Below are 22,372 nucleotides of genomic sequence, written 5' to 3'. Positions count from 1 at the left end.
AAGCTCAGTGCCCCAACTCCCGGTCAAAGAAGTCTGCCATGTAGCCCCACGCCTCGCGCGATTCCGGTAAGGAGTTGTTATTCCAGAAACAGTGCGGCAAGCCTTCAAAGACAATCAGTTGCGACCGGTTTCCCGCTTTCAGGAACGCACGGCTCAGGGAACTGGTATCACTCAACAGAAGGTCGCGCTCGCTGGTGATAAACAGCGTCGGCGGCATGTTGCGCAGGTCGGCATAGATGGGCGACAACACCGGATCGTGCCGGTCTGTCGTCCCGACATATTCGGCATTTTGGGTGCCATCCGGAACCGGGACATACCCGCGCAGGCCGTCGGTGTTGTACAGCGATCGCGAATCGCCTCCCTCGGCCATGCTCGCCGTGGCGGAGAACGGTCCCAGGGCTGCGGGCATCGGCAGCTTCAACTGCTTTATCTTCACGGCAGCCTGCAGCGTAAGCCCTGCGCCGGCACTGCTGCCGAAGATCCCGATGCGGCTCGGCTTGTAGTTTTTGAGCAGTTCCTTGTAGACGGCGATGACATCGTCCACGCCGGCAGGGAACGGATGCTCCGGAGCCAGCCGGTACAACACGCTCACCACGCGGACGCCGGTCAGGCCGGCGACGGGAATCGACTCCGAGTATGAACCTGAATCGGCGTTGTAACCACCGCCATGCAGGCAGATGAGTACGCGGTCCTTGTGCTTCAGGGTGACGGGCACAACCTCGCGCACCGGGACTTCTGCGATGGCGCTGTCTTTCACGGTGACGGGGAAAAGCTTCAGCAGTTCATCACGATGACGTGCCTGCGAAGCGTCCAGACCGGAGCGCCGCTGCTCGATGGTCTGCGGGACGTTGCCATCCTCCGTCAGCGGGCGGCTGAGCCATGCTTTGGCTTCCGGGCTCAAGCTTTTTGGCAGTGGGATGACACGCTGCATGCGCACCGTGCCGCCGGCTTCCGTGATTGCGTGGTTCCCGGTAATTCTGGCGGCGGGATTTTCCTGGGCTGCAGCGATGAAGCTGATGGATGCGAGGAGCAGAGCGAGACGACGGATCATCGATGGATCTCCGGCAACCACTATCGCAGGTTTTGTGGACGCCGGCCATCGAGGCCAGCGTTGGTTTTCTTTGGGCGGGAGTTTGTGGCACGACTGAAACCATGCCCTGACGAGACGGGTCGGATGTCCATGCCGGGCTTTGTCAGATATGGGCACCCGGTTGGTGGTTGTTTGAGAAGCGGATCCTTCCAGGAGGACAAAGGACAAGAAAGGCCAGAGGCGAATGCAGGTCTCTCCGCTGCAGCGCTCTGCGCCTTCGGTCGGGATGACGGACAAAGGAAGAGGTGCCCACATCTGGCTACGCTGCGGAATGACAGACAAAAGGCAGGGCGGAGAGGGGCGCGTTATTTTGCCGGTTCTTTTGTGAGTCCTTTCAGGCGTTCTTTGCTGATCTTGAGGACGACACCCGCGTTGCGGTCAGCGATTTCGCTGATGCGATACTCGGCGGCGGTGCCGAAGACCATGCCGACTTCGCTGGGTGTGAGTTTGTACTCGTCCATCAGCCAGCCGGCCATATTGGCCGTGGCTTCCTTCAGAGCTTCGTCCACGGAGCCGTTTTCCCCCATGGCCATGATGTGGGTCGCGTTTTCGATACGAGGTTCCGGGGGATGCTTGCCGGGAATGATGTCCACGGTCAGGGTTACATCCATGGAGGTCTCCAGCGCGTCGCCGGTGGTTTCGCCGTCGCCCTGCACGGCATGTGCATCGCCGAAGTAGAGCAGAGCCCCCGGCACCTGGATCGGGAGGTAGACCGTGGCGCCCTCCGTGATCTCGTTGAAATCCATGTTGCCGCCGTAGTAGCCGTCATCGCCGGTACCTGGAGCTGCGTTCGACGGCCGGGTGGCGACGGCGATGCAGCCCAGCATGGGACGCACGGGAACGGTGTAGTTCTTCATGTGCTCACCGGGATTTTCCGGCGAGGCCAGGCCGCGCTCTAAATCCAGGTGCCAGCGCACGCCTTTGCCCGCGTCCTTCATTTTGGTGGCTAGTTCACCATCCATGCCGCGGGGCACGATGCCGTCGCCGCTGATGGCGTAATCGCGGTTGAGCTTCAGCTTGTTGATGTGAACGACCAGAGTGTCTCCAGGCATGGCACTGACCACGTAGAAAGGGCCAGTCTGCGGATTGCCTCCGAGCGAGCGCTCTAGGCCCCTGGCATCACTACCGCCTGCATCCACCGTCCAGGTGTGGATCGTGTCTCCGGGGTTGATGCGCAGCACCGGATCGTAAAGAGCGGAAAATTGTTTGCGAAAGACCGTGGGTTCGAACTCATGCGTTTTCGGCTGTCCGGTGGGTCGCTCGGGATTGCGCTCGGCGGTGAATTTGCGCACATAGGGCTTGTGGTCCGGGTCGCCGCCACTCTTCCAGATCACATTGCCTACGATCTTTCCGTCCACGACGGTTGCCGTCAGCTCTTCCGATCCGCCGACCGTGTCCTTGGCGAGGAAGTAAAGCTTGCCGCCGGTATAGGTACCATCTCCCTTGTCTCCTGAAAAGTCGACGGTCAGCTTCTCGCCCTCCTGCTTCAGTTCCATCTGCCAGTAAAGCGGAGCTCCGAAGAAGTCCACGGTCGCGGTCCACTTGCCCGTCAGCCCTTTGTCCTGAGCCAAAACTCCGGTTGCCGCCGTCAGCAGACACAACATCGCAACACGCTTCATGCACCACTCTCCTGTTGGATCACAGATCTTCGGTTAGACAGCCATACGATTGTGCCGTTTGGGAAGTTTCCTGTCCACGAAATTGTTCGTAGGTTCAAGGCGGCCAGGGCGACTTTCATCCCGCAAGCGGGAACTGATACAACTGGGTCACAGTGTCCAACCAGGAAACGCAGCAGCCAAAGTTTGTTCAGGGCCTCGGGCTCTTTTCTGCCACCGCCATTGTCATGGGCTCCATGATCGGCTCCGGCATCTTCATCGTAGCTGCGGATATTGCACGCGGCACGGGCTCGCCCGCGCTTCTGATCGGCGCGTGGCTGGTGACGGCGGTGATGACCATCATTGGTGCGCTGAGCTATGGCGAGCTTGCCGCCATGATGCCCAAAGCCGGCGGCCAGTACATCTACCTGCGTGAGGCCATTGGCCCGCTGTGGGGCTTTCTGTATGGATGGACGCTCTTCCTGGTTATCCAGACCGGAACCATCGCGGCCGTCGGCGTCGCCTTTGGCAAGTTCCTTGGCGTCTTCTTCCCATCGATTGCTGCCGACCACTGGCTGATCCACATTGCCCATGTTCCGCCGATTCCTGTTGGCCCCATGGTGCTGGGCAACATGGATATCGGCCTGTCGACGGCAAACCTGACAGCGATCCTGATCATCACGCTGCTGACCGCTCTGAACTCGATGGGCGTGCGGCTGGGCGCGCTGATCCAGAACATCTTTACCTCGGCCAAGATCTTTGCGCTGGCCGCAGTGGTGCTGTTTGGCCTGCTGGCGCGCAATGCCACGGCGATTGCGGCGAACTTCTCCAACGGCAACTTCTGGAAGGGCGCAGGCTGGAATGATCTGCATGCCGTGCAACAGGGGGCGTCAGGCCCCACGGTACTGATTGGCCTGGTAACGGTGCTGGCGGTGGTGCAGGTGGGCTCGCTGTTCTCGGCCGATGCGTGGAACAACGTGACTTTTACGGCAGGTGAGGTCCGCAACCCGAAGCGCAACCTGCCGCTGTCGCTGGTACTTGGTACCGGGACGGTGCTGCTGCTCTACATCCTTTGCAACTTCATCTACCTGGCGGTGCTGCCGCTGCATGGCGATCCGCAGGGAACGACGATCATGGCCCGCGGCATTCAGTACGCCAGCCAGGACCGCGTCGCGACGGCGGTGATGGAGCAGGCGTTCTCTGGCTACGGTTCGCGGATTATGGCGCTGGCCATCCTGATCTCGACGTTTGGATGCGCGAACGGCATGCTGCTCTCCGGAGCGCGGGTGTACTACGCGATGAGCCAGGATGGGTTGTTCTTCAAGGCAGTCGGTAAGCTATCGCCGAAGACCAACACTCCGACGGTTTCTCTGTGGGTGCAGTGGTTCTGGACCTGCCTGCTTTGCCTTTCGGGCAGCTATGGGCAGTTGCTGGATTATGTGATTTTTGCGGCGCTGGTTTTCTACATCCTGACGATCGCGGGCATCTTTATCCTGCGCAAGAAGCAGCCGGATACGCCGCGCCCGTACAAGGCGATTGGATACCCGGTGCTGCCAGCGGTCTATATCGCGATGGCCGCGTGGGTGAGCTATGTGCTGTTGCGCTATAAGCCGCAGTACACGTGGCCGGGGCTGATCCTGGTGCTGCTGGGCGTGCCGGTGTACATGGTGTGGAAGCGGCAGGCAGCCGAGGCGTAATTACTGGCCCACGGCCTGCTCCAGGGCGCGGAAATAGGCGTCCTGTGTCTGTGGCTCATCCCGGCATCTCCGGTGCAATTCTGGAGGTGCGCTGCAACGGATTCAGCTCTTCAAAGAAGGATCCTTTTACGCGGTATAGCTCCCGGATAACATTGTGTTTTGATTCCAAAAATATCTTTAGGTCTGAGTTACTTTTCAGATTCCATACGGCCATCCACAGGCAGGCGGCCATCTACTCTGGCTGCACCATGCCTACCCGCCGCGTCTTCCTTGCTTCCTCTGCCGCACTGCTTGCCACACGCAGCCTCTTTGCCGCCTCGGCTCAACCTGATCTGAAGGCGATGGAGCCGTTTCTTGCGGAATTAGAGACGAGTCATGGCGGACGCCTGGGCATTGCCGTGCTGGATACGCAGACAGGAGCCCGCGCAGGCTATCGCGCTTCGGAGCGCTTCCCGATGTGCAGCACCTTCAAGATGTCCCTGGTTGCGGCGGTGCTGCGCCGCGCAGACCAGGGACAGGAACAGATGGATCGGGTTGTGAAGTACAGCAAGAGCGACCTGTTGAGTTATGCCCCCGTAACGACGAAAAACCTTGAGACCGGGATGACGGTTGCGGCGCTGTGCGAGGCAGCGATTACGCTTTCTGACAACACCGCGGCGAACCTGCTGTTGGCCACCGTGGGAGGCCCGGAAGGCTTTACGAAGTGGCTGCGTTCCATCGGGGATGGTTCTACACGTCTGGATCGTATGGAGCCGGCGTTGAACTCCGCCGTCCCCGGCGACGAGCGCGATACGACGATTCCCGCAGCCATGTTGGCGACGCTGGAAAAGCTGACGCTGGGGAACGTGCTTTCCTCCGCGTCACGGAAGCAGTTGAATGAGTGGCTGCTCGCCACACAGACGGGGTTGAAGAAGATCAAGGCCGGTTTGCCGGAGAGCTGGAAGGAAGGCGATAAGACCGGCGCTGGTGATTACAACACTACCAACGACATTGCCATCCTCTATCCGCCGGGCCGCAAGCCTGTCCTGATCACGGTCTACTACACGGACAGCAAGCTGCAGACGGAGCAGAGCAACCTGGTCTTCCAGGAGATTGGAAAGAAGCTGGCATCGCTGTACGCTTAGGGGCTGTTTCTATCGTGGCGTACCTCAGGGGCTAAAGACGGTTCTTTATGCACCTTTTGGCACGGCTGAAACCGTTCCCTGACGAAAGCAGTCGTGAAAAAGCCCAGGGCTGCAGCCCTCTTGTCTGGCTTGTTCTTTCAGTGGCCTGAAGGCTTCTGCCTATTCGCTTGAGAGCTTTAGTTCTCAAGCAAGCACTTCCAGGGCGTTAGGGAAACAGCGTCTGTCGATATGGCTTAGTGGGCCTGGGATTCGGGGGCCAGGTCAAATGGGGGATCGGCTGCGGTTTGCTGCGTCAGCAAGCCGTTCGGGGTGGCCAGCCGCAGGAGACGGGCGATCGCACTAAAATATAAGCAGGGAAGACAGTGCCGGGGGGCCCGGACGGGTCTTCTCCCCCAAATGCCCGCTATCGGGTATTCTCTTCACATCCCAGCAATACAGAAGCACTAAGGAGCTGTCGCCGCTACATGGCTAAACTACTCGCCACCAAATCAATGGAGTCCCTCATGGAAGAGTCCCATGAGGAAGGCTCCGAAACACTCGTCCGAGCGCTCGGACCGTTTCAGCTGACTGCGCTCGGCATTGGAGCGGTCATTGGCGCCGGTATTTTTGTACTTGCCGGCATTGGCGCACACTCCGCGGGGCCAGCACTGACGCTGGCCTATGTATTGTCTGGCCTTGGCTGCGTTTTCGCGGGCCTTTGCTATGCCGAGTTCGCCGCCATGATTCCCCTGGCCGGCTCGGCCTATACCTATGCCTATGCCACCCTGGGTGAGATCTTCGCCTGGATTATCGGCTGGGACCTTACGCTGGAGTACGCCATGGGCGCCAGTACGGTCTCTTCCGGCTGGTCCAATCACTTTATCGAGTTTCTGGCGATCTTTAATATCAAGATGCCGCTGTGGCTGGCCTATGACCATTGGACCGGCCTGCGGACAGCGACCGATATTGTTGCCCGCAAGATGCTTGCCCTGCAGCATCCGGAGCTGATTCCCGGCACCCAGACCTTCGCTGCCGCGCTCGCAGCTCTGAAGGCCGCCGCTCCTGCTGACCTTACCTCACAGGCTCATGCCCTGCTGGGTGCGCCGACGATCTTCGGCCTGGAGATTGGCTTCAACCTGCCGGCGTTCATTATCGCGCTGATCATTACGGCGATCCTGGTCATCGGTATTTCGGAGTCAGCCAAGTTCAACTCCGGCATCGTGATGATGAAGGTCGCGGTGGTGCTTTTCGTCATCCTGCTGGGCATGAAGTATGTCGACAAGGCCAACTGGGGACATGACTGGCACACCTTTGCGCCTTTCGGTACGGGCGGCATCGGACTTGCGGCCGGACTGATCTTCTTCAGCTACATCGGCTTTGACGCGGTCTCGACGACGGCGCAGGAGGCCAAGAACCCGCAGCGTGACCTGCCGATCGGTATCATTCTTTCGCTGGTGATCTGCACCATCCTGTACATCGGCGTCGCTGCCGTGCTGACGGGCATGATTTACTGGCCGGAGATTAACATCGAAGCCCCGGTGGCACGCGCCTTCCTGGACCACAATCTGGGCTGGGCGGCGGACATCATCACGGTCGGCGCGCTGGCCGGACTGACCTCGGTCATGCTGGTGATGCTGCTTGGCCAGTCGCGTGTTCTGTATGCCATGGCCAAGGACGGTCTGCTGCCGACGAAGTTCTTCGGCGCCATCCATCCGAGGTTCCGCACCCCGTGGAAGGGAACCATCCTGGCCGGTCTGCTTGCCGCCGTGGTTGGCTCCATTACGCCGATCGATGACATCGGCAAGATGGTGAATATCGGCACGCTGCTGGCGTTCGTGATCGTCTGCATCGCCGTCGTGGTGCTGCGCAAGACCGACCCGAGCCGCGAGCGTCCGTTCCGTGCTCCGCTGGTCTGGCCCATCCCGGTGGTGCCGGTACTGGGTGTGCTGTTCAATGGCTACATGATGTACAAGCTTGGCCTGGCGAACTGGATCCGCCTGATTGTCTGGCTCATCATCGGCCTGGTGGTTTACTTCGGCTACTCCCGCTATCACTCCAAGGTGCAGGCGAAGATTGCCAACGAGGTCGCAGCCGACTAACGCTGCGTTCTGGAAACGGGAATGGGGACGGCTTCGGTCGTCCCTTTTCTTTTCAGTTGGGGCGAGAGTTGGGTGGCGGCTCCGAGGCGAAGAGCTGTTCCTGCAGAGATTTTTCCGGTGCCGGGACGACAGGCTTTTTCTTGGAGGGGGTGGTCACGACCGCCAGAAGATCCATGCTTTCAATCGCGCTGCGCGGAACGAAGATCCGCTGCACATTCGAACGGACATCCGGGGGAGTGAACTGGATGCCCTGATCCTCCACCGCGGTATCGAGCAGGCTGAGGTCGAGTGGCGCCAACCCCTCCAGAATGTCTTCGTCGCGCAGTTTTAGCCGGAGAAACAGGCCCTCGGTGCGGGGTTTGGCAAGAAACGTCTTACGGAGATTTCGCTCCGGATCACGGTCATTCAAGTTGAAATCGCGGACGTAGAGAACCATCTTGACCTCTGCCATTGGGACCGGCGTCACCCGCCCGGAGAGGTCGAGGAGTTCCAGAGCAGCCTGCTGAACAAAGCCGGAAGAGGGCAGATAGCCAGCGAGGGTGTCACGGCTAAAGCGGCGGACCAGCACTTTTTTTCGCCCGGCAGACATGTATGGCATTGTCTCACTGGGTTCATAAAAAGCAGTACGAATGTAGCAAAAGCGGAACCTATATGTTACATTTGGCTTTTGCGTCGCCTTACTTGCCGATGCTAAGCGGTTGATTCGGCATGAGTTAGAGACGAATCCGAAAGCCTGGAGCGTTACCCTCCCACGTATGGCCGACTACATCTACCTCCTCGAACATCGTCTTTCCGCGAATCAGAAGAATGCCCTGGACGCGATCCGGGCTGTAGCCAAAGAGCGGGGGATGACGCTGTTTCTGGTAGGGGGCGCAGTACGCGACCTTACCGCCGGAACATCTGTCCGCGACCTTGATGTTGCAGTTCAAGGAAATGCCCTTAAGTTGAAGAAAGATATACAGAAAGCCGGTGGCGTGTTCTCTGGCGAGTATGAGCCGACACAGTCGCTTTTCTTCGACTTTCCGGGGTCTGTCCGGGTGGAGATTGGCAGCACGCTGAGCGTGACCTATCCGAAGCCGGCCAAGCCGGTTTATAAGCCCGCGAACATTCTGGAAGATCTGCGTCGCCGTGACTTCACGGCCAACGCCATGGCATTGAGCCTGAACGACGGATCGTGGGGGTTGTTGATGGATCCGCTGAACGGTGTGGCGGATATCGAGAATCGCGAACTTCGGCTGGTGTCGAATTACGGATTTATCGAGGATCCCTCGCGGCTGATCCGTGCCTCGCGGCTTTCTTCCCGCCTGGGCTGGCTGCTGGAGGAACGCACGCGCACTCGCTATGAGACGGCCAAGGAAGAGGGCTACATCTCGACCCTGCCCGCATGGTATCGCGGCTATGAACTGGAAGAGATTGCCTATGAAGAGGACGCTCTGCGTGTTCTTCGCCACCTGGAAAACGATGGCTGGATGACGGCGCTGATGCCGGCCTGGAGCTCGAAGGTGGTGAACGCCGCCGGTCTGGAAGAGCTGCGCGACAAGGTTGGCACTCTGCAGTTGCAGGGAATCTTCCCGGATGCTTCGGCTGTTGGCTTCCCGCTGTTGACGGCCAAGCTGGCGGCCAAGGATCTGACGGCGTTGAAGCAAAGCTTCCCGCGGCAGGCGTTTGTCGAGGCGATTGACAGCATGGAGTCGCAGGGCAAGGCTCTTGCGGCCGAGTTCACCAGCAAGACGTATGCGGCACCTTCGGCGGCGTGGAAGCTGCTGCATGCCGCCAAGCCGGAGACGGTGCTGCAGATGGTCTTCGGTGTGAAGTCCAGTGCGGTGCAGAACAAGTTCAAGGCCTTTACGGCGGAGTGGCCGCAGGCCCGGTTGAAGATTCCGTATGCGTTGATGCAGGAGATGCGCATTACGCCGGAGCTTCCGGGCTACGACGAACTGGTAGAGAAGCTGTTCTTCGAACTGATGGATGGCAAGCTGACGACGACCGAAGAGATGAAGGCTTATCTTGAGCCCTACTCCCCGCCCGCGCCGCCGCCGCCGGTGAACCTGCGCCGCCCGCGCGCTGCCAAGAAGGAATCGAAGCGTGGGAAGAAGGCCAAGGTGGTGGAAGAGGAGCCGTTGGATGAGATTGCAGCGGTAAGCGACCCTGACGATGAGGCAGAGGACGAGATTCTCTCCGTCGATATCGACGCGGATGACGCGGACGAGATTGAGCCCGAGCCAGTGAAGGAAAAGAAGCCTGCACCGGTAAAGAAAGCTGAGCCCAAGAAGCTGGCGGAAAAGCCTGTACCAGCGCCGGTGGTGAAGAAGGCCGCACCCGCAGCCGCTCTGGCGAAGAAAGCTGTTCCGGCTGCGCCTGCGAAGAAATCTCCGGCTCCGGCGAAGGTTGAGGCGAAGAAAGCTGCGCCTGCTCCGGTGAAGAAGTCTGCACCGGCACCTGCGAAGAAGGCGGTTCCGGCCAAGAAGGTTGTGGTCCCGGCGAAGAAAGCTGTTCCTGCGAAGAAGACGGTTGCGGTGAAGAAGTCTGCTATTCCGGCGAAGAAGGTTGTTCCGGCCAAAAAGCCGGTGGTGGTGAAGAAGGCCGCGAAGCCTGCCGCTAAGCCGGTGAAGAAGGCTGTTGCGAAGAAAGCTGCTCCTGCGAAGAAGAAGCGGTAGGGGATGACAGCCGGAAGCCGGTTGGAGTAAGGTTTCTGGCAACGTAGACTCCGCTGCCGCGGTAGTGGCCGGAGCCACTGATACGTGGAAAGGGCTGCCTGGTCTGGCAGCCCTTTTCTGTTTGGTTTGGCAAAGGCACACGGGTAATTCAAGGGGACGCCGGCCATCGAGGCAGGCGTTGGTGTTCTTCGCCTGCGGAATGACAACCCAGAAAGACGGGTCGCGCGTGGCGCGATACCCCATCCTTTGCTTTCACCCCCAGCCCCGGGGACCCCGATTCCCAAAGAATGGGGCAACGGGAGTGGTGGCTTGGTTTAGAGGACGGGTTCGTCGGTGGGTGGGTTGTCGAGCGGTGACTGAGGACGGAAGATCTCGATCAGCAGGAGGCCCGCGCCGATGCAGATGGCGGAGTCGGCGATGTTGAAGTCAGGCCAGTCGTAGTGGACGATGCGGACGGCGAGGAAGTCGACGACGTGGGCGTAGACGATGCGGTCGTAGAGGTTGCCGATGGCTCCGCCGAGGATGAGGGCGAGGCCGAAGCTGGTGAGCGATGGACGGCGACCAACACGGTAGATCATGCCGAGAATGATGAGCGTAACCACGGCGGAGAAGGCGATCAGCGCCATCTTGACGGTGTTGCCGGAGGAGTCGGCGAACATGCTGAAGGCCGCGCCGGTGTTGAGCACGTGGCTGATGCGGAAGACGTTGGGGATGATGATCTTGCCGGGGCCGAGGGTGATGTTCTTTTCCACCCAGAGCTTGGTGAGGCGATCAACGGCGATGACCGCCGCTGACACCAGGAGGAGCCAGGGGCGGAGATCGCGGGTGTTATTGCTGGAGGTGGCCATTATGCGGGCTGCTCCTCGGTCTTTTCGTAGGGCTCGTAGCCGACAGCGTTGAGCGCGGTGGCGCAGCGGGCGCAGACGGTGGGGTAACGGGAGTCGCTGGCTACGTCGTTGGTGTAGCGCCAGCAGCGTTCGCATTTGGTGCCTGTGGCTCTACGCGTACCGATTTCCCAGCCTAAGAAATGGAGCGCTTCAATCCGACTTTCATCGGTTACATCCGTAATCGCCAACGACACATTAGAGACATTGAATAACTCTGCTAGAGAAGGAAGATACTTCTTGAAAAGATTTTGGTCTGCAATTGGAAGCGCAGAAAGTTCGACTTCAGCATCGAGGCTTTTGCCAATGGCCTTCATCTGGCGGACTCGCTCCAAGAACAGTAGTACTTCATTGCGAACGGCCAAAAGCTGGGTCCACTCTGACAAGAGTGCTATGGCACTAACAGGAGCCAAATCTTCCGGCTTCGGGAAGTGGGCGATGTGGACGCTCTTTTCGCGGCCTTCGAGTTTGGGGAGGTACTCCCAGACTTCGTCGGCGGTGAAGGAGAGGACCGGGGCGACGAGGCGGACGAGGGCTTCGGTGATCTTCCAGAGAGCCGTTTGGGCGCTGCGGCGGCCGGGGGCGTCGGGGGCGAAGGTGTAGAGGCGGTCCTTCAGGACATCGATGTAGAAGGCCGAGAGGTCGGAGTTCGTGAACTCGTTGATGGCGTGGTAGGCGCGGTGGAACTCGAAGGCGTCGTAGCTGGCGCGGACCTTGCGGACGACCTCGGCAGCTTTGGCCAGCATGTACTGGTCGAGTGGTTCGAGGGCGTTGAAGTCGTTGACTGCGTTGGTGGCGGGGTCGAAGTCGTAAAGGTTCGCCAGCAGGATGCGGAAGGTGTTGCGCAGCTTGCGGTAGATCTCTTCGGCGAGGCGCTTCATGAGCGGGACGGAGGCGATGACGTCTTCGCGGAAGTCAACGGAGGCGACCCAGAGGCGGACGATGTCGCCGCCGAGCTGGTCCATGACGGCGACGGGGTCGACGCCGTTGCCGAGGGATTTCGAGAAAGCGCGGCGCTGTTCATCGAGCGTCCAGCCGCTGGTGGCGACGTACTTGTACGGAGCCTGGTTGCGGATGGCGACGGCGTTCAGAAGCGAGGAGTGGAACCAGCCGCGGTGCTGGTCTCCGCCTTCGGTGTACATGTCGGCGGGGAACTGGAGCTCGGGTTCCTGCTCGAGGACGGCGTGCCAGGAGGAGCCGGACTCGAACCAGACATCGAGGATGTCCATCTCTTTTCTAAATGCGGTGTGACCGCATTTAGAGCAAGCAGTACCGGAGGGCAGAAGCTCTTCCGGTGAGTACTTGTACCAGGCGTCGGCGCCTTCCTTCTCGAAGAGGGAGACGATCTTCTGGTTGAGGGACTTGTCGTGGATGGGGGCGTCGCAGCTCTGGCAGAGGAAGACGGCGATGGGCACGCCCCAGATGCGCTGGCGCGAGATGCACCAGTCGGGGCGGGTGGCGATCATGTTGGAGATGCGCTCTTCGCCCCATGAGGGGTCCCAGGTAACTTTTTTGATCTCGTCTAGAGCACGCTGGCGGAAGGTGGTGTCGTTGCCGGCTTCGTCCTTGACGGGCGTTTCCATGCCGATGAACCACTGCTCGGTGGCGCGGTAGATGACGGGCTTGTGGCAGCGCCAGCAGTGCGGGTAGCTGTGCTGGATGGTGCCTTCGGCGAGCAGCGAACCGTTGTTGCGGATGATGTCGAGGATGATGGGGTTGGCCTTGAAGATGTGCAGGCCGTCGTACTCGGGCAGACCGTTGCGCAGGCGACCGGCGTCGTCGACGTTGCAGGTCTGCGGCAGACCATACTTCGCGCCGGTGTAGAAGTCGTCCGGGCCATGCGCTGGGGCTGTATGCACCGCGCCGGTGCCCTGCTCGGCGGTGACATAGTCGCCGAGGACGCCGAGGATGCTGCGCTCGGGGAGGAAGGGGTGCTGGAAGGTGGTGTTCTCCAGAACGACTCCCTTGAAGCGTGCGATCTCTTTGGCCTCGGGCAGGTTGCAGGAGGTCTTTACGGCTTCGGCCAGCTCGGCAGCGACGACGTAGACTGCGCCGTCGGTGTTTTCAAGAGCGACGTACTCGAACTCAGGATTGAAGGCCACGGCGAGGGACGAGGGAAGAGTCCACGGGGTGGTGGTGTAGATGATGGTGTAGACGTCGCGGCCTGCGAGGGATGCGTCGAGGGCAGCGGCGTCGGAGGTCAGCTTGTAGCGGACGTAGATGGAGGGCGAGGTGTGCTGCTCGTACTCGACTTCGGCTTCGGCGAGGGCGGTCTTGTCATGCCAGCACCAGTAGACGGGCTTGAGGCCTTTGTAGACGTAGTCGCGTTCGAAGAAGTCGTAGAAGGTCTCGACGATGCGGGCTTCGTAGGGGAAGGACATCGTGAGGTAGGGATCGTTCCAGCGGCCGAGGACGCCCATACGGAGGAACTGCGAGCGCTGCAGGTCGACGTACTTCTGCGCGTAGTCGCGGCACTGCTGGCGGACGGTGACGGCGTCCATTTCGAGCTTCTTGCGGCCGAGCTGTTCGTCGACCTTGATCTCGATGGGAAGGCCGTGGCAATCCCACCCGGGGACGTAAGGAGCGTCAAAGCCGGCCATGGTCTTGGTCTTGACGACGAAGTCCTTGATGCACTTGTTGAGTGCGTGACCCAGGTGGATGGCTCCGTTGGCGTAGGGCGGGCCGTCGTGGAGGATGTACTTTTCTTTGCCGGCGCGGGCGGTGCGAATCTGGCCGTAGAGATCCTGGTCGGTCCACTTCTGCAGGCGGACGGGCTCGTTCTGCGGGAGGCCGGCCTTCATGGGGAAGGCGGTCTGGGGCAGGTTCAGGGTGGACTTCAACGGCTTCTGCGCGGACGAATCTGACATGCTCATTCCTGATATGTGCGGGGTGGTAACCGCAAAGTTCCATTTTACTTGGATTGAAGGGGTGACGCTGTGTACGCGGACTTGATTCCGCAGCGGGAAAACTCTTTACACCTGAAAAAAGCTGGGTCACACTGTCTTCGGAGCCAGACGCTGAGCGCGATGTGTGGCTAAACCGGCGAAGAGACCGGAGACTGTTTCCACACGCTGCGCGCAACTTGATTGAGAAGGGTGCGGAGGCAGGAGCCCGCATTCCGGGTATCAGCGCATGGCCGATCCAGACTTCAGCACACAGTTGCAGAAGAGTGAAATGGGCGTCTTCCGCTCGTTGTTGAGCAGCCTTCACGACCTCCTTTTTCCTGAAAAGCTACCTCCGCTTGAGCTTGTCTCCAGCCCTGTCCCGGTCGCGGACCCGATGGCTGTGAAGAGAGATGCCCGCCCCACTGGTGTTGCCGTCGGCCTGCATATTGCTGGCATACTGTTTGTTTTCTGGGTGCTGAAGACGAACATCGCGCCTGCCTTTCCAAAGGCCGTGCTGCGTAATCCAATGGACACCTCTGATGTTCTTCCGCCCGCAGTGCTTCGCGCTTTAGGCAGTGTTGGCGGTGGTGGGGGCCATGTCGGCCAGATTCCAGTGACCCAGGGGGCTCTGCCAAAGTCTGCTGAGCAGCAGATTGTTCCGCCTGAGAATCATCCGCCGCTCAGCGACCCGAAGATCAGCATTCAGCCGACGGTTGAAGTACAGAACCTGAAGATGGCCAACACCAACATGCCGAACTTCGGTATGCCGAATGCACCGGTGGTTGGCGTGTCTTCGTTGGGTAATGGACGTGGGCCGGGCATTGGGACGGGAAATGGGCCTGGCGTTGGGCCGGGTGAGAACGGCAACATCGGCGGACACCTACGGCATGTCGGCAACAGCGTGCTCGCACCGGTCGTCATCTACGACCCCGCGCCGGAGTTCAGTGAAGAGGCGCGCCGTAACAAGTTTCAAGGTCAGGTCACGGTGGTCCTGGTGGTTGATGCGCAGGGACATCCACAGAGGGTGCGTGTTCCCAGGCCCGTGGGTATGGGGCTGGATGAAAAGGCAATGGAAGCCGTCAATCGCTACCGCTTTAAGCCCGCAACAGAGAACGGGATACCTGTGGCGGTGGAGATTGCTGTCGTGGTCGACTTTGAAATCTTCTAAAAACAAGTGTGCGGCTACTGAAACGGCTGCAACCTTTCTGTGGCAATTGCGTATACCCGGTTGTGGTTCCATACGTCCAAAGAAAGTGACTCCACGGCCACGGAAACGACTGTAAACTGGGACTGGAGCCAGACGCTGAGCGCGACCGCGTGGCAAAACCGGCACAAGACCGGGGAACGAGCCCACCAACGGCGCGAGATTTTGGAAGAAGGGTGTGGGCGCCGTTCGGGCCCGCAGGCCAGGGTTAGCAGAACAGCTTATGGCGAATACTGTTTTGACGCCACCGGAACTCGATCCTAAAAATGACGCAGAGCCGATCTTCGGCACTGAGTTGCAGAAGACCGAAGAGAGTGTGTTCGCCTCGCTTTGGGCCAGCATCAAGGATGTCTTCTTCCCGGAAAAACTTCCGCCGCTGGAGCTGCAGTCCAAGCCCGTTGCGGTGGTGGACCGCATGGCGGTCAAGCGTGATCCGACCTCGACTGGCATCGCGGTGGGTCTGCATATCCTGGTCTTCCTGATCATCTTCTGGATCGTGAAGAACAAGGTCGTACAGATCATGGCCAAGCCGATCGTGACCTCCATCGACATGTCGAAGGTGCCTCCACCCATCTCCATGAAGAAGGCTTCGGAGCGGATGGGCGGCGGCGGCGGGCAGCGCGGGCCGACTCCGGTGACCAAGGGTGCACTGCCGAAGTTTGCCGAGCAGCAGATTGTTCCGCCGAATAATCATCCCCCGCTGAGCGAGCCGAAGATTAATATCCAACCGACGGTTGAGGTCCAGAAGGACCTGAAGATGTCGAACGTGAACATGCCGAACTTTGGTATGCCGAACGCGCCGACGGTGGGCGTGGCTTCGCTGGGCAATGGTTCAGGCACGGGCATTGGCTCTGGCCGCGGATCGGGCATTGGACCGGGCGAGGGCGGCAACTATGGTGGCGGCATCCGCCACGTTGGCAATGGCGTGCTGGCGCCGCAGTTGATCTATGGCCCGGAGCCGGAGTTCAGCGAAGAGGCCCGCAAGGCCAAGTTCCAGGGCGAGGTTATCGTCAGCCTGGTGGTGGATACGCAGGGACGTCCGCAGCGTGTGCGCGTTCCGCGTCCGGTGGGCATGGGATTGGATGAGAAGGCGATTGAAGCCGTGAAGCAGTATAAGTTCAAGCCGGCCACGGAGAATGGCGTTCCGGTTGCCGTGGAACTGGCGGTCGCGGTGAACTTCCAGATCTTCTAACGAAGGTTATAAAGAGAACGGCCCGGGAGCTGAGAGCTTCCGGGCCGTTTTGTTTGTTGAGGTACTCTCGCTTCGCTCGATACCCCACCCTTCGCAAAAGCGCGAAGCATGGGCAACGACTCCCTAGCGGCGGGTGGTTTCGAATAGGAACCAGCTACGGCGCTGGGACTGGTCGATCCAGTTTTCAAGCAGGCTGGCGGTGGCGACATCGCCGGCGTCGTCGCACAGGTCGTGGGCTGCACGCATGCTCAGGGTCAGGGCCTTTTCGTCCTCGTGGAGCTCGCTCAGCATGTCTTCGGGAGTGACGAAGTTTGCGTCGTTGTCGGCGATGCGCTGCAGGCGGGCGATGTGGCCGATGGAGCGGATGGTGGTTCCACCGATCTTGCGGACGCGCTCGGCAATCTCATCTGTCATGGCTTCGATCTGGCCGGCGTGGTCGTCGAGCAGAAGGTGGTAGTCACGGAAGTGCGGGCCGCTCATGTGCCAGTGGAAGTTTTTGGTTTTCAGGTAGAGCGCGAAGACATCGGCGAGAAGGGCATTGAGGGCTCCCGAGATGTTGACGACCGCTTCCTTGTCCAGGTCGGAAGAGAGCGTGAGGGGGGACTGCTGACGCTTTTCGAGGTCTGTAGTGGATGCCATAAATTCCTCCGTACGGTGTTTGGCTGTTCAAAGACTATGGTGACTGATTTTACTGAGTTTGCGTGTGATCCCCATTACAGGCAGAAGAACGCGCTACGGGTTGTAGTTGAGATCGGAGCCTAGCCAGCGCTCGGTCTCAGTGATGCTTTGACCTTTGCGGCGACTGTAGTCGGCGACCTGGTCCTGGCTGATTTTTCCAAGACTGAAGTATTTTGACTGCGGGTGGCCGAAGTAGATGCCGCTGATGCTGGAGCCGGGCCACATGGCGAAGGACTCGGTGAGCGTGATGCCTGTGGCTGCTTCCGCATCCAGCAGACGCCAGATGGTGCCCTTCTCGGTGTGGTCGGGGCAGGCGGGGTAGCCGGGAGCCGGGCGGATGCCACGGTACTTGCCGTGAATCAGGTCATCGTTGGAAAGCGATTCGCCATAGCCGCACTCCTTCCGTACGCGCTCATGCAGGCATTCTGCGAACGCTTCGGCGAGGCGGTCCGAGATGGCCTCGGCCATGATGGCGGAGTAGTCGTCGTTGGCGGCGCGGTAACTCTCGGTGAGTTCCTTCTGGCCCATTCCGGCGGTGACGGCGAAGGCGCCGATGTAGTCCTTCAATCCGGTTTCCTTCGGTGCGATGAAGTCGGACAGCGACTGGAAGGGCTTGCTGGCGCCACGGTCGGTTTGCTGGCGCAGGAAGTAGAGGTGGTCCAGCACGGTGGAGCGCGTCTCGTCGGTGTACAGCTCCACGTCATCTTCGACGGCGTTTGCGGGGAAGATGCCATAGACGCCGCGGGCGGTGAGCAGCTTTTCGCGGATGATGTGGTCAAGCATTGCGTTGCCGTCAGCGAAGAGCTTGGTGGCTTCCACGCCGTAGGTGGCATCGTCGAGGATGCGGGGATAGAGCCCCTTCAGACCCCATGCGTGGAAGAAGGGAGACCAGTCGATGTAGTCGCGCAGGGTTTCGAGCGGAAAGTGATCGAGCACGCGGACGCCGGTGAACTCCGGCCTTGGCATATCTGCTTCGCGCCATTCGATGGCAGGACGCTTTGCCCGTGCCGCCTCGAGAGAGACGTAGGTTTCGCGCGGCGCGGAATGCATTTTGCGCAGCGCTTCATACTCGGCGTTATGCTGCGAGATGAAAATGGCGCGGCCGTCTTCGCTGAGAAGGCTGGTGGTAACCGGAACGGCGCGGCTGGCATCGAGAACGTGTACAACCGGCTGGCTGTAGTGCGGTGCGATCTTAATGGCGGTGTGCGCGCGGCTGGTGGTGGCTCCGCCAATCAGCAACGGCACCTTGAACTCCTGCCGCTCCATCTCGCGGGCCACGTGGACCATCTCATCGAGCGAGGGAGTGATGAGGCCGCTGAGGCCGATGACGTCGGCGGATACAGCTTTGGCCTTCTCCAGGATTTTTTCGGAGGAGACCATTACGCCGAGATCGATGACCTCGTAGTTGTTGCAGGCGAGTACGACGCCGACGATGTTTTTGCCGATGTCGTGGACGTCTCCCTTGACCGTGGCCAGGACGATCTTGCCCTGGGTTCGTACGGTCTGCCCGGCGGCTTCGAGTTCGGCTTTCTCGGCCTCCATGAAGGGTGTAAGGTACGCGACGGCGCGCTTCATGACGCGGGCGGATTTGACGACCTGGGGAAGGAACATTTTGCCGGCGCCGAACAGGTCGCCGACGATGCCCATGCCATCCATGAGAGGGCCTTCGATGACGAGCAGAGGACGGCCGAGCTTTGCGCGAGCCTCTTCGGTGTCCTGCTCGATATACATGTCGATGCCGCGGACGAGGGCATGAGACAGACGTTCTTCAACGGTGCCGTTGCGCCACTCTTCCGTCTTTTTCTCCGCAGCGGATTCGCCGCTGCCGGAGGCTTTCAACGCTTCGCCAAAGTCGACGAGACGCTCGGTGGCATCGGGTCTGCGATTCAGCAGGACATCTTCGACCAGGAGCTTCAGCTTGGGCTCGATGTCTTCGTAGACTTCCAGCATGCCCGCGTTGACGATGCCCATGTCCATACCGGCAGCAATGGCATGGAACAGAAACGCGGAGTGCATGGCTTCACGCACCTTGTTGTTGCCGCGGAAGCTGAAGGAGATGTTGGAGACGCCTCCGCTCACCTTGGCATGGGGCAGGTTCTGCTTGATCCAGCGCGTGGCTTCAATGAAGTCCACGGCGTAGTTATTGTGTTCCTCAATGCCGGTGGCTACGGTGAGGATATTGGGATCGAAGATGATGTCTTCGGGAGGGAAGCCAACCTCATCCACGAGGATGCGATAGGCGCGCTCGCAGATACGGATCTTCTCTTCATAGCTGGCGGCCTGTCCCTGCTCATCGAAGGCCATGACGACCACGGCCGCACCGAACTTCATGATGTGGGCGGCGTGCTGGCGGAATTTTTCCTCGCCTTCCTTCAGCGAGATGGAGTTGACGATGCCTTTGCCCTGCAGGCACTTCAGGCCGGCTTCGATGACCTCCCACTTGGAAGAGTCGACCATGAAGGGTACCTTGGCGACCTCTGGCTCGCTTGCGAGCAGCAGAAGGTAGCGCTTCATGGCGGCGACGCCGTCAATCATGCCCTCATCCATACAGATGTCGAGGACGTTGGCGCCGTTCTCAACCTGCTGGCGGGCGATGCTGACCGCTTCCTCGTAGTTCCCTTCCTTGACCAGGCGCGCGAACTTAGGAGATCCGGCGACGTTGGTGCGTTCGCCGATCATGATGAAGATGCCGGGCTGTTGGGTAAAGGGCTGCGAGCCTGACAGCCGCAGAGGCTTGAAACTCATACGTTCTGTTCCACCAGATCCTGTTGGAGTGGGCGAGGCGCACGTCCTTCCAGGGATTTTGCGATAGCGGCGATATGTTCCGGCGTGTTGCCGCAGCATCCGCCGGCGATATTGATCAGGCCGTCCTGCGCGAAGCCGCCGAGGTATCGCCCCATGTCCGCGGGCTCAAGATCGAAGCCTGTTGGGGAGAGCGGATTGGGCAGGCCCGCGTTCGGATAGCAGGAGATGGCGACATCCGCCTTCGAAGAAAGCTCGGAGAGGAAGGGATACATGAGGTCCGGCCCGAGCGAGCAGTTCAAGCCGACAGAAAGCGGTTTGACGTGACGTACGGCGTTCCAGAAGGCTTCCGTTGTCTGGGCGGAGATCATGGTTTCGCCGCCGCGTCCGACGGCGGCCGAGATCATGATGGGTACGTGTTTGCCCTCGGCGGCCAGGACATCCTGAATGGCGACGAGAGCGGCCTTTGCGTTGAGCGAGTCGAAGATGGTCTCAACCAGCAGCACATCAACGCCGCCTGCCAGCAAGGCGCGAACCTGCTGGGCGTAGGCCTGCGTGACCTGGTCAAAGGTCACCACGCGGAAGCCGGGATCGTCGGCGTCTGGGGAGTTTGAGAGGGAGACGGTGAGCGGACCGATGGCTCCCGCGACAAAACGCTGGCGTCCATCGTCGTTGGCAACGCGGTCAGCCCACCGGCGGCACTGCAACGCGGACTGCTCATTGATCTCCCAGGCAAGGCCGTCGAGGAACTTGTCATCGACGATCTTCTGGTAGAACTCGGGGTCCTTGCGGCCACCGTGCTCACGGGGGTCGTCGACGAAGAATTCGCTTTGCGAGATGCTGGTGGCGCCGAAGGTATTGGTCTCAATGATGTCGGCGCCAGCTTCCAGAAAACGGCGGTGAATGTCCTCAATCATCGCTGGCTGGGTGAGCGAGAAGATGTCGCCGTTGTTCAGCAGATCCTTGGGAGCGTCTTTGAAGCGCTCACCGCGAATGTCCGCCTCCGTCATGCCATAGGTGCGAATGGTGGTTCCCATTGCGCCATCAATAACGGCAATGCGGTTTTCTAAAACCTTCCGGAGCGGATGGATGTCATGGGTCGGCATAGGGATTGGATGAGCCGCGGGTGGATTGCGACTCTTCCCATGATATCAACCACTGATGGTTCAACCATATAAGGACACTGCCAGGCGATGTTCAGGGAACAGGGGCCATGCGGGTACGGTCCTGCGGGGCGGATCCTCCCTGGTCAGCCTGTTGGGGGAACCGGTACCAGCGGGGCGGATTATTCAGCGTCCTGTGTATGGTGTGCAGCAGATCGCTGTTGCCGGTGTCGCCGCTGAGCTCCCAGATCATGACGCCGCCGAGCCCGCGCCTGGCAGCGTAGGCGGATTTATAGCTGAGGGAAGCCTTGTCTTCGAAGGTGAAGAAGGTTTTGCCGTCGTATATCCAGGGTGCGCGTGAGACTTCATCGCGATAAAGAACGTAATCCCCCTGCATGGAAGCGAGCCGGTTGTAGGGGTAATCGCCGCGGATGCCTTTGCCCGGCTGAAAGAGGCCGTGATTGTCCCCTTCGGGGACGGTCCAGCCGTATCCATAAAAAGGCATGCCCATCAGCAGCATGTGTGCGGGGACACCGGCGGCGATGTAGTCGTTCATACCGCGGTCAATGCTGTTGCCGCCGGGATGCACCGGGTTATGGAAGAGGGGCGCAATGAAGCCGGAACGTTGCATCCAGGGGCCGACGTAGTCGTAGTTCATGACTCCGACCTGGTCGATGTAGGGAACAATGTCCTTGAGATTTGTGCCGCCGAGCATCCGCGGAGAAGGGCCGACGGCGATGGAGAGCCGCAGACCAGGGCGCACGGCATTCATCTGCTGACGGAACTCGCGCAGGAGTTCTCGGAAGTTTTCGGCGTCTTCCTTATGTGGAGACTCCCAATCGATATCGAAGCCATCGAAGAGGCCGGGAATGACGACCCCATCCGCGAAGTGGCCACGGATAAACGTATCAATACAGGAGCGGACGAAGGCTTTACGCTGTGCCGGCTGGGCATCGGCTGCGAAGTCGGGTGCTCGGCCTTCAAGGGAAATGAGGACCTTCAGGCGGGGATGCTTCTGCTTCAGCTCCTGGATCTGGTGGAAGTAGCCATGGAAGCGCGAAGAGGGATCATCGGCGATGCCGCTGACGCTGTGCTCGGCCGTATACGTGGTGTTCAGATCGGCATTGGGGTCGGCCACGGAGCAGTGGCCATCTTTGACGAAGCCTTGGGCGTAGTTGATCTGATCAAGCAGGGCAGCGCCGCCGCTGGTGTCCAAGGCTTTTACCGAGTATGGCGTATCCGAATACAGCTGCCATTGCGGGAAATAGCCCACGACCACGGGACGAGGTGCGGATTTCTTTCGCTGTGCAGGTGCCGCAGCCGCTGCGAAGGGAAGAGTAGCAGTAAGAAAAGCGCCGGCAGCGCAAAGGATGTGAGAAATACGCACTCTTTCATCAGACGGCAGAAGCAGGATTTCGGCAACCGCCAGTGGTTAAAAGAAGA

15 protein-coding genes are annotated in these 22,372 nt (G+C 60.1%); 6 read left to right on the top strand and 9 right to left on the bottom strand.

What is annotated here, in order from left to right; translation table 11 throughout:
* Positions 1-4: 4 nt before the first annotated feature.
* Together OHL13_RS07250 and OHL13_RS07245 are read right to left on the bottom strand one after the other, a co-directional pair.
* Entirely contained in the window at positions 5-1,051 is a 1,047-nt protein-coding gene (locus OHL13_RS07250; protein ID WP_263409463.1) for an alpha/beta hydrolase, read from the bottom strand.
* Positions 1,052-1,395: 344 nt separating this feature from the next.
* Positions 1,396-2,709: an acetamidase/formamidase family protein gene (locus OHL13_RS07245; RefSeq protein ID WP_263409462.1), complete on the bottom strand. Its 1,314-nt coding sequence runs from the start codon at positions 2,707-2,709 to the stop codon at positions 1,396-1,398.
* Positions 2,710-2,933: 224 nt separating this feature from the next.
* Between OHL13_RS07245 and OHL13_RS07240 the strand changes: the two genes are divergently transcribed.
* From OHL13_RS07240 to OHL13_RS07230, 3 genes are all read left to right on the top strand, one after another.
* Positions 2,934-4,382 carry an APC family permease gene (locus OHL13_RS07240; RefSeq protein WP_399256068.1) on the top strand — a complete coding sequence of 483 codons (1,449 nt, stop codon included), beginning with the start codon at positions 2,934-2,936 and terminating at the stop codon, positions 4,380-4,382.
* Positions 4,383-4,630: 248 nt separating this feature from the next.
* On the top strand, positions 4,631-5,506 hold the full coding sequence (gene bla / locus OHL13_RS07235; protein WP_263409460.1) for a class A beta-lactamase: 876 nt from the start codon (positions 4,631-4,633) through the stop codon (positions 5,504-5,506).
* A 464-nt stretch (positions 5,507-5,970) separates the two neighbouring features.
* Positions 5,971-7,584: an amino acid permease gene (locus OHL13_RS07230; RefSeq protein ID WP_263409459.1), complete on the top strand. Its 1,614-nt coding sequence runs from the start codon at positions 5,971-5,973 to the stop codon at positions 7,582-7,584.
* Positions 7,585-7,636: 52 nt separating this feature from the next.
* Here the strand turns inward: OHL13_RS07230 and OHL13_RS07225 are convergent, their stop codons facing one another.
* Entirely contained in the window at positions 7,637-8,182 is a 546-nt protein-coding gene (locus OHL13_RS07225) for a DUF6982 domain-containing protein (protein ID WP_263409458.1), read from the bottom strand.
* A gap of 250 nt (positions 8,183-8,432) precedes the next feature.
* Between OHL13_RS07225 and OHL13_RS07220 the strand changes: the two genes are divergently transcribed.
* The gene (locus OHL13_RS07220) at positions 8,433-10,241 is read left to right on the top strand and encodes a tRNA nucleotidyltransferase/poly(A) polymerase family protein (RefSeq protein WP_317889910.1); all 1,809 of its coding nucleotides are present in this window, start codon (positions 8,433-8,435) and stop codon (positions 10,239-10,241) included.
* 314 nt (positions 10,242-10,555) lie between these two features.
* Here the strand turns inward: OHL13_RS07220 and lspA are convergent, their stop codons facing one another.
* Positions 10,556-11,089: a signal peptidase II gene (lspA, locus tag OHL13_RS07215; protein ID WP_263409456.1), complete on the bottom strand. Its 534-nt coding sequence runs from the start codon at positions 11,087-11,089 to the stop codon at positions 10,556-10,558.
* The gene (ileS, locus tag OHL13_RS07210; protein WP_263409455.1) at positions 11,089-13,992 is read right to left on the bottom strand and encodes an isoleucine--tRNA ligase; all 2,904 of its coding nucleotides are present in this window, start codon (positions 13,990-13,992) and stop codon (positions 11,089-11,091) included. The genes lspA and ileS overlap by 1 nt, the downstream gene beginning before the upstream one ends.
* 265 nt (positions 13,993-14,257) lie before the next feature.
* On the opposite strand from ileS, the gene OHL13_RS07205 reads away from it, so the two are divergent.
* Both OHL13_RS07205 and OHL13_RS07200 read left to right on the top strand, forming a co-directional pair.
* Positions 14,258-15,178 carry an energy transducer TonB gene (locus OHL13_RS07205; protein ID WP_263409454.1) on the top strand — a complete coding sequence of 307 codons (921 nt, stop codon included), beginning with the start codon at positions 14,258-14,260 and terminating at the stop codon, positions 15,176-15,178.
* A gap of 259 nt (positions 15,179-15,437) precedes the next feature.
* The gene (locus OHL13_RS07200; protein WP_263409453.1) at positions 15,438-16,406 is read left to right on the top strand and encodes an energy transducer TonB; all 969 of its coding nucleotides are present in this window, start codon (positions 15,438-15,440) and stop codon (positions 16,404-16,406) included.
* Between the two features lie 123 nt (positions 16,407-16,529).
* Here the strand turns inward: OHL13_RS07200 and OHL13_RS07195 are convergent, their stop codons facing one another.
* The 4 genes from OHL13_RS07195 to OHL13_RS07180 form a co-directional block, all read right to left on the bottom strand.
* A complete protein-coding gene (locus OHL13_RS07195; protein ID WP_263409452.1) occupies positions 16,530-17,045 on the bottom strand; it encodes a Dps family protein in 516 nt (171 codons plus the stop codon).
* Positions 17,046-17,138: 93 nt separating this feature from the next.
* Positions 17,139-19,829, bottom strand: a complete 2,691-nt coding sequence (gene metH, locus OHL13_RS07190; protein WP_263409451.1) for a methionine synthase — start codon at positions 19,827-19,829, stop codon at positions 17,139-17,141.
* Entirely contained in the window at positions 19,826-20,863 is a 1,038-nt protein-coding gene (locus tag OHL13_RS07185) for a homocysteine S-methyltransferase family protein (protein ID WP_399255386.1), read from the bottom strand. The genes metH and OHL13_RS07185 overlap by 4 nt, the downstream gene beginning before the upstream one ends.
* A gap of 160 nt (positions 20,864-21,023) precedes the next feature.
* Complete coding sequence (locus tag OHL13_RS07180; protein ID WP_263409449.1) at positions 21,024-22,316, bottom strand: glycoside hydrolase family 18 protein; 1,293 nt, start codon at positions 22,314-22,316, stop codon at positions 21,024-21,026.
* Positions 22,317-22,372 lie beyond the last annotated feature (56 nt).

The sequence above is a fragment of the Terriglobus tenax genome, from assembly GCF_025685395.1.
Lineage (GTDB): Bacteria > Acidobacteriota > Terriglobia > Terriglobales > Acidobacteriaceae > Terriglobus > Terriglobus tenax.
The sequence above is the reverse complement of the archived record's forward strand: the minus strand, read 5'-3'. Positions and strand labels throughout refer to the sequence as shown.

Excerpts from the sequence above, each read along its gene's own strand:
- lspA (WP_263409456.1), bottom strand. The coding sequence starts at position 11,089 with ATGGCCACCTCCAGCAATAACACCCGCGATCTCCGCCCCTGGCTCCTC.
- OHL13_RS07195 (WP_263409452.1), bottom strand. The coding sequence starts at position 17,045 with ATGGCATCCACTACAGACCTCGAAAAGCGTCAGCAGTCCCCCCTCACG.
- ileS (WP_263409455.1), bottom strand. The coding sequence starts at position 13,992 with ATGTCAGATTCGTCCGCGCAGAAGCCGTTGAAGTCCACCCTGAACCTG.
- OHL13_RS07220 (WP_317889910.1), top strand. The coding sequence starts at position 8,433 with ATGACGCTGTTTCTGGTAGGGGGCGCAGTACGCGACCTTACCGCCGGA.
- OHL13_RS07250 (WP_263409463.1), bottom strand. The coding sequence starts at position 1,051 with ATGATCCGTCGTCTCGCTCTGCTCCTCGCATCCATCAGCTTCATCGCT.
- bla (WP_263409460.1), top strand. The coding sequence starts at position 4,631 with ATGCCTACCCGCCGCGTCTTCCTTGCTTCCTCTGCCGCACTGCTTGCC.
- OHL13_RS07240 (WP_399256068.1), top strand. The coding sequence starts at position 2,934 with ATGGGCTCCATGATCGGCTCCGGCATCTTCATCGTAGCTGCGGATATT.
- OHL13_RS07230 (WP_263409459.1), top strand. The coding sequence starts at position 5,971 with ATGGCTAAACTACTCGCCACCAAATCAATGGAGTCCCTCATGGAAGAG.
- OHL13_RS07245 (WP_263409462.1), bottom strand. The coding sequence starts at position 2,709 with ATGAAGCGTGTTGCGATGTTGTGTCTGCTGACGGCGGCAACCGGAGTT.
- OHL13_RS07225 (WP_263409458.1), bottom strand. The coding sequence starts at position 8,182 with ATGCCATACATGTCTGCCGGGCGAAAAAAAGTGCTGGTCCGCCGCTTT.
- metH (WP_263409451.1), bottom strand. The coding sequence starts at position 19,829 with ATGAGTTTCAAGCCTCTGCGGCTGTCAGGCTCGCAGCCCTTTACCCAA.
- OHL13_RS07200 (WP_263409453.1), top strand. The coding sequence starts at position 15,438 with ATGGCGAATACTGTTTTGACGCCACCGGAACTCGATCCTAAAAATGAC.
- OHL13_RS07205 (WP_263409454.1), top strand. The coding sequence starts at position 14,258 with ATGGCCGATCCAGACTTCAGCACACAGTTGCAGAAGAGTGAAATGGGC.
- OHL13_RS07185 (WP_399255386.1), bottom strand. The coding sequence starts at position 20,863 with ATGGGAACCACCATTCGCACCTATGGCATGACGGAGGCGGACATTCGC.